Source organism: Pseudomonas sp. XK-1 (genome assembly GCF_038069885.1).
GTDB lineage: Bacteria > Pseudomonadota > Gammaproteobacteria > Pseudomonadales > Pseudomonadaceae > Aquipseudomonas.
This window is the reverse complement of sequence record NZ_JBBPES010000005.1, coordinates 445,805-459,210: the sequence shown is the minus strand read 5'-3', so window position 1 is coordinate 459,210 and position 13,406 is coordinate 445,805. Positions and strand designations below refer to the sequence as shown.

The 13,406-nt window shown below is 64.9% G+C and carries 7 protein-coding genes; 4 read left to right on the top strand and 3 right to left on the bottom strand.

Translation table 11 applies throughout. The annotated features are described in order from the left end of the window. The first annotated feature begins 170 nt into the window (after window positions 1-170). Window positions 171-1,082: a glycerophosphodiester phosphodiesterase gene (locus WMW70_RS15930; RefSeq protein ID WP_341438439.1), complete on the top strand. Its 912-nt coding sequence runs from the start codon at window positions 171-173 to the stop codon at window positions 1,080-1,082. A gap of 826 nt (window positions 1,083-1,908) precedes the next feature. Then, on the top strand, window positions 1,909-2,850 hold the full coding sequence (locus WMW70_RS15925) for a DUF808 domain-containing protein (protein WP_341438438.1): 942 nt from the start codon (window positions 1,909-1,911) through the stop codon (window positions 2,848-2,850). A gap of 89 nt (window positions 2,851-2,939) precedes the next feature. On the opposite strand, the gene WMW70_RS15920 is transcribed toward WMW70_RS15925, so the two are convergent. The 3 genes from WMW70_RS15920 to WMW70_RS15910 form a co-directional block, all read right to left on the bottom strand. Then, complete coding sequence (locus WMW70_RS15920) at window positions 2,940-3,836, bottom strand: transglutaminase family protein (RefSeq protein ID WP_341438437.1); 897 nt, start codon at window positions 3,834-3,836, stop codon at window positions 2,940-2,942. Then, complete coding sequence (locus WMW70_RS15915) at window positions 3,833-6,328, bottom strand: circularly permuted type 2 ATP-grasp protein (RefSeq protein ID WP_341438436.1); 2,496 nt, start codon at window positions 6,326-6,328, stop codon at window positions 3,833-3,835. Before WMW70_RS15915 ends, WMW70_RS15920 begins: the two co-directional genes overlap by 4 nt. 74 nt (window positions 6,329-6,402) lie before the next feature. Beyond that, a complete protein-coding gene (locus WMW70_RS15910) occupies window positions 6,403-9,693 on the bottom strand; it encodes a transglutaminase family protein (RefSeq protein ID WP_341438435.1) in 3,291 nt (1,096 codons plus the stop codon). A gap of 502 nt (window positions 9,694-10,195) precedes the next feature. Between WMW70_RS15910 and WMW70_RS15905 the strand changes: the two genes are divergently transcribed. Both WMW70_RS15905 and WMW70_RS15900 read left to right on the top strand, forming a co-directional pair. Next, on the top strand, window positions 10,196-10,372 hold the full coding sequence (locus WMW70_RS15905) for a hypothetical protein (protein ID WP_003244646.1): 177 nt from the start codon (window positions 10,196-10,198) through the stop codon (window positions 10,370-10,372). Window positions 10,373-10,420: 48 nt separating this feature from the next. Beyond that, on the top strand, window positions 10,421-13,375 hold the full coding sequence (locus WMW70_RS15900) for a sensor histidine kinase (protein ID WP_341438434.1): 2,955 nt from the start codon (window positions 10,421-10,423) through the stop codon (window positions 13,373-13,375). Window positions 13,376-13,406 lie beyond the last annotated feature (31 nt).

Genomic DNA, 13,406 nt, shown 5'->3' with positions numbered 1-13,406 from the left:
GAGCGGACAGGCCACCACGGCATGTCCGCTAGCCGCCCGCCTCAGACTGTGCGACCGGTTTGGCCGCAATCGTCTCCCGCCTGTCGCATTTCACCTCTCGCTCAGCGCAGCCTGCTTTGTCATAGTCTGGGTATAAACCATCTCTGTCTTGCCGTTCTGGAACCCTGACCATGCTGCGCGCTGCCCGTTTCCTGCTGGTCCCCTTGCTACTGATTGCCGTCGCCCTGATTGCCCTGGCCCAGACCAGTCGTCCGGCCAGCCAACCGTCCGTGCTCGCGGCCTTGGGCGACCAACCGCTGGTGATCGCCCACCGCGGCGGCAAGGGCCTGTGGCCGGAGAACAGCCTGTTTGCCTTCCAGCGCGCCAGTGCCCTGGGTGTGGATATGTTGGAGATGGACTTGCACCTGTCCAGCGATGGCGAGTTGGTGGTGATCCACGACCGCACCCTGGAACGCACCACCGATGGCGAGGGCCCGGTTGCCGCGCTCAACCTGACGCAACTGCAAGCGCTGGACGCCGGTTACCGCTGGAGCGCCGATGGCGGCCAGAGCTATCCCTACCGTGGCCAGGGCATTCGCATCCCAAGCTTTGCCGAGGTACTCGAAGGCTTTCCCGATACCCCCAAGGTGATTGAAATCAAGGTGGCGGATGTCGGCATGGAAGCGCTGCTGTGTGATGCTCTTGAAGCGCACCAGCAACGCGACCTGGTGATCGTCGGCAGCTTCTATGACCGCAGCCTGCAGCTGTTCCGCGAGCAGTGCCCCGGAGTGGCCACCTCGGCCGGGCCCGGCTCGGTACGCCTGCTGGTGGCGCTCAACTGGCTGGGCTTGGGCAGCCTGCTATCGCCCAGCTACCAGGCACTGCAGATTCCCGAGCAACACGACGGCCTGCTTATCGCCAGCCCGCGCATGCTCAAGACCGCCGCGCAGCGCGGCCTCAATGTGCAGCTGTGGACCATCAACGAGCAACCGGCCATGCACCGCCTGCTCGACCTGGGTGCCCATGCCCTGATTACCGACTACCCGGACCGTGCCCTGCAGGCGCTGGGGCGCTCGACCCAGCTCAGCGCCCTGAAAGACTAAACACCCAGTCCTGTATAAAAAACAACCTACCGCGTTCAGGCCGCACCAGCTGTGGCCTGAACGCAAGCGTGCGCAGCTTATCCACAGATCGCTCCACAGCAAACCGGGATAAGTATTTCCCGCGCCCCGACACCTGTGGGCAAACCCTTGAAATACCTTGATTATTTCTTGACCTAAAGAAGGCAACATGCCGCCAAGAAGCTACCCAGCACGTTGATCAAAAATCCATCAAGTTCGTCAAAGCCAGGTATTACAGGGCCTGCGGCCAGGCATACCAGAGTTATCAACAGCTCTACCCACAGTAGTCGTGGACAACTTGATCGCTACCCTGTCTGCGCCTGAATGACCAGTCTAACTTGCTGTTTAAACAAGAAAAAACACACTGTTCAAAAAACGTACAGATCATCCAGAAAGCCGCAGGACTAAGGCTGCAAACGCCTGCACCCACCTTATCCACAGTTCGCTCCACAGTCTTTGTGCACAACTCGTCGTGCGCCGTGACATGGGTTGTGCATAAGTACCTGGCTATGGCGCTTATCGAGACAATCAACCGGCCAGCGGCCGCGTTCAGGCATAACCTCGCTGCATCAACCGAGGAGATCTGCCATGCCATTCAATGAACTGTTACGCAGCCTGCTCGCCGCCTATGCCAGTGGAGCCAGTGGCAGCAGTAGCGACTGAACCGCGGTCTTTACCAGGTGCACTGCCAGACGGGGCCCGCCAGCTATGGCTGTTACAGGCCGACTCACGTATAAATCTGCGCCAAGCGCCACTGTCCTGCGCAGCGGCGCGCCCCTGTTTACAGCTCATAGAAAGGAAGCTCTGCATGGCCGGTGCCAGCCTGTTAGCCCTGCTCGACGACATCGCCGCCGTCCTTGACGACGTGGCGCTGATGACCAAAGTCGCTGCCAAGAAAACCGCCGGAGTACTGGGTGACGACCTGGCGCTGAATGCCCAGCAGGTCAGCGGCGTAAGGGCCGAGCGCGAACTGCCGGTGGTCTGGGCGGTGGCCATGGGCTCGCTGAAGAACAAGCTGATCCTGGTGCCCGCCGCCCTGCTGATCAGCGCTTTCGCGCCCTGGGCGGTAACGCCACTGCTGATGTTTGGCGGAGCCTTCCTCTGCTATGAGGGCTTCGAGAAGCTCGCGCACAAGTTCCTCCACAGCAAGGCCGAGGACCACGCCCAACACAAGGAGTTGCTGCACGCCGTGGCCGACCCCGAGGTGGATCTGCTGGCGTTCGAGAAAGACAAGATCAAAGGCGCGATCCGCACCGACTTTATTCTCTCGGCGGAAATCATCGCCATCACCCTCGGCACCGTGGCCCTGGCCAGCTTCGGCAAGCAGGTCGTGGTGCTCTCGGGCATCGCCCTGCTGATGACGGCCGGGGTCTATGGCCTGGTGGCGGGTATCGTCAAGCTCGACGACGCCGGCCTGTACCTCAGCCAGCGCGGCGGCGAAGGCCTGGGCGGCCGCCTGCAACGCAGCTTTGGCCGCGGCATCCTGTTTACCGCGCCCTATATGATGAAGGGCCTGTCGATTCTCGGCACCGCGGCGATGTTTATGGTCGGTGGCGGCATCCTTACCCACGGCGTACATGCCGCCCAGGAATGGATCGACCAGTTGGCGCAGAGCGTGGCGGCCAGCAGCGGCCTGCTCGCGGCCTTGCTGCCGACCCTGCTCAACGCCATCGCCGGAATCATCGCCGGGGCCGTGGCCCTGCTGCTGGTCAGCCTGGCAACCCGAGCCTGGAAAGCCATCAAAGGCTAACCGCCCGCACCCGCCTAACCCCGAGGTTGTTGGTGCGCACGGCGCACCCTACGGGTGGGCATCGCCAATCGGCCTTTAACAACAGGCGACTAACCCGCCAACGGCAACACCGTGACCTGCACCTCGGGGTCATGGCTGCCGCCGCCGAGAATCACCCCACGCAACGGTGAGACATCGGCAAAGTCGCGGCCCCAGGCCAGGGTGATGTGTTCCAGCGCCGGGCGGATATTGTTGGTCGGATCGAAATCCACCCAGCCCTGCTCTGGGCAGTACACCGAGATCCAGGCATGGGAAGCATCGGCACCGATCAGCCGGGGCTGGCCGGGCGGCGGCTGGGTCAGCAGGTAGCCGCTGACATAGCGCGCCGACAGGCCCATCGAACGCAGACAGGCGAGCATCAGGTGGGCGAAGTCCTGGCACACGCCGCGGCGCTCTTCCAGTACCTGCAGCAGCGGCGTGGCTACCTGGGTGGCGGCGGCATCGAAGCTGAACTCGGCAAAGATCTTCTGCATCAATCCATCCACCGCTGCCAGTAGCGGCCGGCCTGGGCTGAAACACTCCGCGGCGTAGTCGACGAATGCCTGTTTGAGGCGCACATAGGGCGACTCGAAGCGAAAGCGCGCCGCCTGCAGCAGGTCGGCACTCATGGCCTGACCGCTGTAGCTAAGGGCGGCGCGGGCCTGCTCCCAGGCCGGCGACGCCTGCAAGTCCAGCGCCGGCCGCGCCAGCACCTCGACTTTCAGCCGCGCACTGACCTTGAGTTCGTTATGCGGCCGCTCGAACACTAGGCGGGTCAGCGGGTTGCCAAATACATCCAGACCGTCCAGGCGCTGGCAGGGCTGCGGGCTGACCAGCAGCTGCTGCGCGTGATTGCGCTGCCAGGGGCAAGCCCGTGGCCACAGATGGGCCAGCTGCTGGGCCAGGGATACCGCGCTGGCGTAGCGGTAATGGGTGTCGTGAAGAATCTGATAGCGGGCGCTGCTCATGAGGATTGGGTCCGCTGGCTGGCGTCGACATGCACGAAAAAGCGCAGGCCGAGACGGTCGGAAACGTCGGCCGCGGCCGCGCTGATGCTCGTCAGCAGGTCCGCCAGGCCCTCCAGCACGTCCTGCACACTGGCCGCGCCGAACAGCGGATTCTCCAGGCTGGCCAGGCTAAAGCGCGCCAGTTGCCCCTGCAGATGCTGCAGGCGGCGCTCGCTGGGCAGCTCGAAACGCTCGCCCAGGCGCTCCAGGGAGCGCAGCAGGGTGCGAATCTGGAACAGCACGGCGTGGGGGTTCTGTTCGTCCAGCAGCAACAGGTCGAGCACCGGGATCAGCTGCGCCGAGGCCAGGTAGCGGGTGCGGTAGGTGATGCTGCTGTTGCCCAGCTCCAGCAGCCATTCCAGCGCGGATTGATCATTAGCGGCGCTGCTGCGGAGGAAATTCGCCAGGCTGTCGCAGAGAAACTGCAGGCGCTCGATGCAGCGGCCAATCATCAGAAAGCGCCAGCCATCGTCACGGGTCATATCGTCCAGGGCGAAACCCGACAGCGCCGCCAGCGACATCAGCAGGCGCTCGAGAAAGTCCAGCAGCTCGCCGAAGTCGGCCTGTTCGGCGTTGAGGTTCTGGGCTTCGCGCTGCAGTTCGAGCAGGGCCTGCCAGTTGGCCTGGGACAGCTTGCCGCGCACGCTGCCGGCCACCCACTGCAGGCGCTGCAGGTTGCCGCGCAGACTGTCCGGCCAGTCTTCGCCGAGCAGCGCTTCGAGCAGGCGCTGCTGCAGTTCGCCGCTGTCGGCATCCGGTAGCAGGCCCAGACTCTCGCCCAGCTCCAGCGCGGTCTGCAGCGCCTGGGGATCATCGTCGTCATCGACATAGCGCGCCAGCATGATGCGCAGCAGCCGCGCGTTGTCTTCGCAGCGCTCGCTGTAGCGGCCGAACCAGAACAGGTTCTCCACCACCCGCGACGGCAGATAAGGATCGCTGCGCACCAGATCGGCCACCCCCAGCGGGCGCAGCCATTGCCAGGGCTCGCCGCCGCCGTGGCGCTCGCCGAGCACCCAGGTGTCCTTGCTCGCGCCGCCGCGCTGCATCGACACCACTTCGGCATCGGCCTCGCCGGCCACCCGGGTCAGGCCGCCGGGCATCACCCGGTAGCCGCCGTCGGCGCTGGCCACGGCAAATACCCGCATGCCGATGGCGCGTGGGGCCAGCTGGCCTGCTTCGGGCTGCCAGACCGGTGCCTGGGACAGCTGCGCCAGGGCCTGGGCGACATAGGCGTAGGGCCGCGCCTTGAGCCGTTCGGCCAGGGCGGCGCGCTGTTCATCGTCCAGCTCGCGGCCGAATACCGGGGTAAAGCTCTGCGAGGGAAAGCTGGCGCGCACCAGCAGTTCGTCGAGCTTATCCAGGGCCTCGTCCAGCACCGGCGGCTCGCCGCACCACCAGCTGGCGATGCTCGGCAGCAGCAGTTCCTCACCCAATAGTTTTTCCGCAATGGCCGGGAGAAAGCCCGGCAGGCCTGGGGACTCCAGCACGCCGCTGCCGAGGGCATTGGCCACCAGCACATTGCCCTGGCGCACCGCCTCGAGCAGGCCGGGCACGCCGAGGGCCGAGTCGGTGCGCAGCTCCAGCGGGTCGCAGAAATCATCATCCAGACGGCGCAGTACGACATGCACCGGACGCAGTCCGGCCAGGGTCTTGAGGTAGACCTTGGCGTCGCGCACGGTCAGGTCGCTGCCCTCCACCAGCGGGTAACCGAGCTGGCGTGCCAGGTACAGGTGTTCGAAATAGCTCTCGTTGAAGCGCCCCGGGGTCAGCAGCACCACCAGCGGCGTCTCGCCGCCGGCCGGGGCCTGGCGCGCCAGGGTGTCCTGCAGGGTGCGGAAGAAGCCGGCCAGGTATTGCACGCGCAGGTCGCGGTACAGCTCGGGAAAGGCGCGGGAGAGGATCTGCCGGTTTTCCAGGGCATAGCCTGCACCGGACGGGGCCTGAGTGCGGTCGGCGGTGACCCACCAGCGGCCATCCGGGGCGCGGGCCAGGTCCACCGCATACAGATGCAGCCAGGTGCCGCCGGGCGTCTGCACGCCCTGGCAGGGCCACAGGTAGTTGTTGTGGCCAAACACCAGTTCGGCCGGCAGCAGACCCTCGGCCAACAGCTGCTGCGGGCCATACAGGTCGGCCAGCACGGCATTCAGTAAACCGGCACGCTGGGCCACGCCGGCGGCGATCTGCTGCCATTCTTCGGCCGGAATCAGGTTGGGTAGCAGGTCCAGCTCCCAGGGCCGGTCGGCACCGTCGGGGTCGGCATAGACGTTGTAGGTCACGCCGTTTTCCTGGATCTGCCGCGCCAGCAGGGCCTGGCGCTGAGCCAGCTGCGTCGGGCTGCTGCGCTGCAGACGCTCCAGCAGCAGCCGCCAGTGCGGACGCACCTGCCCCTCGGCGTCGAGCAGTTCGTGATAAGCCCCGGACGTCAGGGGGTAGTCGGCAAGCAGGTCGGGCATGGCAGGCTCGATAAAAGATTCTGGTGTTGCGCAGATGCAGGAGCCAACTCGCCGGCTCCTGCACTAGACCCAGGTTAGGTCAGGCGCAGATCCAGGGTCATGGGCATTTCATTATTATTGATCGGGGCCAGCGCCGGGCGCTTGCCCGGACTGTGGCCCAGACGGAAGAAGCGCGCCAGACGCCGACTCTCGGCCTCATAGGCGTTTACCGGCAGGCTGTCGTAATTGCGCCCGCCGGGATGGGCGACATGATACTGGCAACCGCCCAGAGAGCGACTCATCCAGCTGTCTACCAGGTCGAAGACCAGCGGCGCATGCACCTCAATGGTCGGATGCAGGCAGTTGGCCGGCTGCCAGGCGCGGAAGCGCACGCCGCCGACAAACTCACCAACCTTGCCGGTCGGCCGCAGCGGAACCGGCACGCCGTTGCAGGTCAGCACATAGCGGTCACTCGGCAGGCCACTGAGCTTGACCTGCATGCGCTCCAGGGAAGAATCCACATAACGCACCGTGCCGCCACCGCCGCCCTCCTCGCCCAGCACATGCCAGGGCTCCAGGGCCTGACGCAGCTCCAGTTCGATGCCCTTGACGTTGAAATCGCCGGACTTGGGGAAGCGGAACTCGAAGTGCGGGGCAAACCACTCGCTGTGCAGGCGGTAGCCGCAGCCGTCGAGCTCCTGCAGCACGTCGGCAAAATCCTGCTCGATAAAGTGCGGCAGCAGGTAACGGTCATGCAGTTCGGTACCCCAGCGCACCAGCCGCGCCGGTTTGTAGGGTTCGCGCCAGAAGCGTGCGATCAGCGCGCGGATCAACAGCTGCTGGGCCAGGCTCATCTGCGCATGGGGCGGCATCTCGAAGGCGCGCAGCTCCAGCAGGCCGAGACGCCCGGAGGCCGAGTCCGGCGAATACAGCTTGTCGATACAGAACTCGGCGCGATGGGTGTTACCGGTCACGTCCACCAGCAGGTTGCGCAGCAGGCGGTCGACCAGCCAGGGCTGACAGTCGCGACCCACTTCAGGCATCTGTGCGAAGGCGATTTCCAGCTCGTACAGGGCATCGTTGCGCGCCTCATCGATACGCGGTGCCTGGGACGTCGGGCCGATAAACAGGCCGCTGAACAGGTAGGACAGCGACGGATGGTTGTGCCAGTAACTGATCAGGCTACGCAGCAGATCCGGGCGACGCAGAAACGGCGAATCCGCCGGCGTCGCGCCGCCGAGGACGAAGTGGTTACCGCCGCCCGTACCGGTATGGCGGCCGTCGATCATAAATTTCTCGCTACTCAGGCGGCACTCACGGGCCTGCTCGTAGAGAAACTCGGTGCGTTCGACCAGCTCATCCCAACTGGCGGCCGGGTGGATATTGACCTCGATCACGCCGGGGTCCGGGGTCACCCGAAAGAACTGCAGACGCGGGTCCAGCGGCGGCTCATAACCTTCCAGCAGCACCGGGCATTTCAGCTCGGCGGCGGTGGCTTCGATGGCGGCCACCAGCTCCAGATAATCCTCCAGGCGCACCAGCGGCGGCATAAACAGGTAGAGCTTGCCGTCGCGCGGCTCGGCGCACAGGGCGGTGCGCACCACCGCGGCGGCCGACTGGCCGAGCAGCGGGCGCTTGCCCGCGCCGTTCTGGCTGCCCGGCCAGACGCCGCGCAACTGCGGCTTGATCTGCGCCGCAGCGGGCAGCGGGGCGAACACCTGGCTCGGGTCTTCCGGGGTGACGTAGGGGTAATCGGCTTCGCTGACCCAGGGCTGCGAGTCCAGCGGCAGCCGGTAACCCATCGCCGAATCGCCCGGAATCAAGCGGCAATGCTGGTCACGCAAGAACCAGCTGCCGCTCTGCCAGCCCAGCTGCTTGGCATGCCGGGCCAGCGGCAGGATATGCCCGACCACCTTGTCCAGGCCCTGCTCGAACACCTTGCGCAGGCGCTCGCGCTCCAGCGGGTCGGCCAGGCGCGGGTCTTCGGCGGTGACGTTGATCGGCAGCTTGCGTTCGCGCCACAGGTAATAGAAGCGGTCCTCGTAGGCCGGCACGCAGTATTGACTATCCACGCCCAGGCGCTCGGCCAGCAGACGCAGAAAATCGGCGGCCTTGGCCGCATCGACGCCGTAGTCCTGCTGCTCGTCGGCATACAGCGCCGGGTTCTGCCAGATCGGCTCGCCGTCCCGCCGCCAGTAGGCATTCAGCGACCAGCGCGGCAGTTGCTCGCCGGGGTACCACTTGCCCTGGCCGAAATGCACCAGCGCGCTCGGCGCGTAGTGTTCGCGCAGGCGCTGAAACAGATCGGTGGCCAGGCGGCGCTTGTTCGGCCCCAGGGCGGCGGTATTCCACTCCGCATCGTCGGGGTAGTCGAGGGCGACAAAGGTCGGCTCGCCGCCCATGGTCAGGCGCACGTCCTGCTCTTGCAGGTCTTCGTCGATCTGCTGCCCGAGGCCGACAATCGCCTGCCACTGCGCCTCGCTGTAGGGTTTGCTAACCCGCGGCGCTTCCCAGATACGCTCGACCCACATTTCGTGACTGAACTCGCACTCGCATTCATCCACGCCGCCGCTGATCGGTGCGGCAGAGGACGGTTCCGGGCTGCAGGCCAGCGGAATATGGCCTTCACCGGCAAACAGCCCACTGGTGGGGTCCAGGCCGATCCAGCCGGCACCGGGCAGATAGACCTCGCACCAGGCGTGCAGGTCGGTGAAATCCACCTCGGTGCCCGATGGGCCGTCGAGGGATTTCACATCGGCTTTCAACTGGATCAGGTAACCGGAGACAAAGCGCGCCGCCAGGCCCAGGTGACGGAACAGCTGCACCAGCAGCCAGGCCGAGTCGCGGCAGGAACCGGAGCCTTTCTCCAGACTTTCTTCCGGGGTTTGCACACCCGGTTCCAGGCGGATCAGGTAGCTGATATCGGTGGACAGACGCTGATTCAGCGCCACCAGAAAATCCACGCTGGGCAGTGGCGTCAGCTCGATGCTGGCCAGGTACTCGGCAAATAGCTTGCCTGCCGGCAGCTTGACCAGATAGGGAGCCAGCTCCAGCTGCTCGCCCTCGGTATAGGCGAAGGGGATTTTCTCGGCGTAGGGTTCGAGGAAGAAATCGAAGGGGTTGAACACCGCCATTTCGGCGACCAGATCGACCTCGATCTTCAGCTCGCGGGTCTTTTCCGGGAACACCAGGCGCGCCAGGTAATTGCCCTGGGGGTCCTGCTGCCAGTTGATAAAGTGCTCGCCCGGCTCGACCTTCAAGGCGTAGGACAGCACCCGGGTACGGCTGTGCGGTGCAGGGCGCAGGCGCACGACCTGCGGGCCGAGGTTGACCGCGCGGTCGTAGCGGTAGTGGCTGACATGGTGCAAGGCGATATGAATCGACACAGCGGGCCTCCTGCGAGCCTGGGCGATAACCAGGCAGCGCAAGACTTATGCCAGTGGCTCAGGCCAGCGGCTGCGGGGCTTGCCGCGCCCCGGTGTCACGCAGGTGCACCATAACAGGGCCAGGCATGCCCCATGCCTGCTGCGGCGCACGAAAAAAGGTCGCACATTGCCCCCATGGCATCTGCAAAACCATGGGAGGTGCCGGGCGGCGACCCGCTTTGGCGGCGAATGGCGGTCGCAGCTACGACTGCATGGATGCAGGGGTAGCGCGAAGCAGGATGCCAGAGCCCACCCCACAAGCCCCAAGCCAAGCCAAGCCATATAGTCGGTGGTGACTCAGCAATCGCGTTGTAGGAAGGCCTCCGCTTTCTTCTTACTAAAGTGGAACCACAGCACCAACTAGATATGAAAACCAAGACTCGCCCGCCACCAAACCATCGGCCGCCTACGCAGAGGCGCGCGCATCCGTTACCATCGGCGCACTTCCGAGACGAGATGCAGCATGTATATCTACCGATTGGTGCTGATCCTGGTGGTGGGGATCTACCTGTTTTCCCCGGCCATCATGGACTGGTGGATCGACCCCAATGGAGCCTGGTACCGGCCCTATCTGCTGTGGCTGATTCTGATAGTCGTGACCTTTATTCTTCAGAGCCAACGCGATGCCGATGAACTCTGAACTGCTGCGGCGTGACCGCACTTCACCTTTATTCGCAGAGCCGACCCGATGCTGACGAGCTTTAGCCTGAGCCAGCTGATCCTGATCAGCGCCGCCTATCTGCTGGTCCTGTTCGGCGTGGCCTGGGTCAGCGAACACGGTCTGATCCCGCGCTGGATCATCCGCCACCCGCTGACCTATATCCTCTCCCTCGGCGTCTATGCCAGCGCCTGGGCCTTCTACGGCACGGTGGGCCTGGCCTACCAGTACGGCTATGGCTTTCTCGCCAGCTACCTGGGGGTGTCGGGTGCCTTTCTGCTGGCCCCGGTGCTGCTCTATCCGATTCTGCGTATCACCCGCACCTACCAGCTGTCATCCCTGGCCGACCTGTTCGCCTTCCGTTTTCGCAGCACCTGGGCCGGGGCGCTGACCACGGTGTTTATGCTGATCGGCGTGCTGCCGCTGCTGGCCCTGCAGATCCAGGCGGTGGCCGATTCCATCGGCATCCTCACCCGCGAGCCGGTGCAGGAACGCGTGGCCATGGCCTATTGCGGGCTGATCATCCTGTTTACCATTCTGTTCGGTGCCCGCCATATCGCCACCCGCGAGAAACACGAAGGCCTGGTGTTCGCCATCGCCTTCGAGTCGGTGGTCAAGCTCACCGCCATCAGCATCATCGGCCTGTATGCCCTGTATGGCGTATTCGACGGTCCCCAGGACCTGCAGTCCTGGCTGGTGCAGAACCAGGCTTCGCTGACCAGCATGCATACCCCGTTGCAGGAAGGCCCCTGGCGCACCCTGCTGCTGGTGTTCTTCGCCTCGGCCATCGTCATGCCGCACATGTACCACATGACCTTTACCGAGAACCTCAACCCGCGCGCCATGGTCAGCGCCAGCTGGGGCCTGCCGCTGTTCCTGCTGCTGATGAGCCTGGCGGTGCCCTTGATCCTCTGGGCCGGTCTCAAGCTGGGGGCCACCACCAACCCGGAATACTTCACCCTCGGCGTGGGCATCGCGGTCAACAGCCAGACCCTGGCGCTGATCGCCTATGTCGGCGGCCTGTCGGCCTCCAGCGGGCTGATCATCGTCACCACCCTGGCGCTCTCGGGCATGGTCCTCAACCATGTGGTGCTGCCGCTGTATCAGCCGCCGGCAGAAGGCAATATCTACCGCTGGCTGAAGTGGACCCGCCGCGCGCTGATCCTGATGATCATCATGGCCGGCTACGGCTTCTATCTATTACTGGGGGCCGAGCAGGACCTGGCCAACCTCGGCATCGTCGCCTTCGTCGCCACCCTGCAGTTCCTCCCCGGCGTGCTCTCGGTGCTGTACTGGCCCACCGCCAACCGCCGCGGCTTTATCGCCGGGCTGCTGGCTGGCATCGGCGTGTGGGTGGTGAGCATGCTGCTGCCGATGCTCGGCAACCTGCAGGGTTTCTACCTGCCCTGGTTCAACGTCATCTATGTACTGGACGACAGCAGCTGGCACCTGGCGGCCATCGCCTCGCTGGCGGCCAACGTGCTGGTGTTCACCCTGGTGTCGCTGTTCAGCGAAGCCAGCGACGAAGAAAAGAGCGCCGCCGAAGCCTGCGCGGTGGACAACGTGCGCCGCCCGCAACGGCGCGAGCTGCTGGCCGCCTCGCCGCAGGAATTCGCCGCCCAGCTGGCCAAGCCCCTGGGCGCGAAGACCGCCCAGCGGGAAGTGGAACAGGCCCTGCGCGATTTGCACCTGCCCTTCGATGAGGGCCGCCCCTATGCCCTGCGCCGCCTGCGCGACCGCCTCGAGGCCAACCTGTCCGGACTGATGGGCCCCAGCGTGGCCCAGGACATAGTGGAAACCTTTCTGCCTTATAAGGCCGGCAGCGAAACCTATGTCACCGAAGACATCCACTTTATCGAGAGCCGCCTGGAGGATTACCACTCACGCCTCACGGGCCTGGCCGCCGAACTCGACACCCTGCGCCGCTACCACCGTCAGACCCTGCAGGAACTGCCCATGGGCGTCTGCTCCCTGGCCAAGGACCAGGAGATCCTGATGTGGAACAAGGCCATGGAAGAACTCACCGAAATCCCCGCCCAGCGCGTGGTCGGCTCGCGCCTGAGCACCCTGGGCGAGCCCTGGCGCGAGCTGCTGCAGAGCTTTATCGAACTGCCGGACGAGCACCTGCACAAACAGCGCCTGGCCCTCGACGGCCAGACCCGCTGGCTCAACCTGCACAAGGCGGCCATCGCCGAACCCCTGGCGCAGGGCAACAGCGGCCTGGTGCTGCTGGTCGAGGACCTCACCGAAACCCAGCTGCTGGAAGACAAGCTGGTGCACTCCGAGCGCCTGGCCAGCATCGGTCGCCTGGCCGCCGGGGTGGCCCACGAAATCGGCAACCCGATCACCGGCATCGCCTGCCTGGCGCAGAACCTGCGCGAGGAGCGCGAGGGCGACGGCGAACTGACCGAGATCAGCCAGCAGATCATCGAACAGACCAAGCGCGTGTCGCGCATCGTCCAGTCGCTGATGAGCTTCGCCCACTCCGGCAGCCACCAGAACAGTGAAGAGCCAGTGTGCCTGGCCGAAGTGGCGCGCGACGCCATCGCCCTGCTGTCGCTGAACAAGCGCAGCATCGAGGTGCAGTTCTTCAATCTCTGCGATCCCGAGCACTGGGCCTGCGGCGATTCCCAGCGCCTGGCTCAGGTGCTGATCAACCTGCTGTCCAACGCCCGCGACGCCTCGCCACCCGGCAGCGCGATCCGGGTCAGGAGCGAAGCGTTCGAGCACACCGTCGACCTGATCGTCGAGGACGAAGGCAGCGGCATTCCCAAGGCCATCATGGACCGTCTGTTCGAGCCCTTCTTCACCACCAAGGACCCGGGCGAAGGTACGGGCCTGGGCCTTGCACTGGTCTATTCGATCGTGGAAGAGCATTATGGACAAATAACAATCGACAGCCCGGCCGACCCCGAGCGACAACGTGGCACCCGTATCCGGGTCAGCCTGCCGCGGCATGTCGAGACGACGTCCATAGCGACCTAAACCAGCTACTAGAGAACCCCCCGGCGAGGTC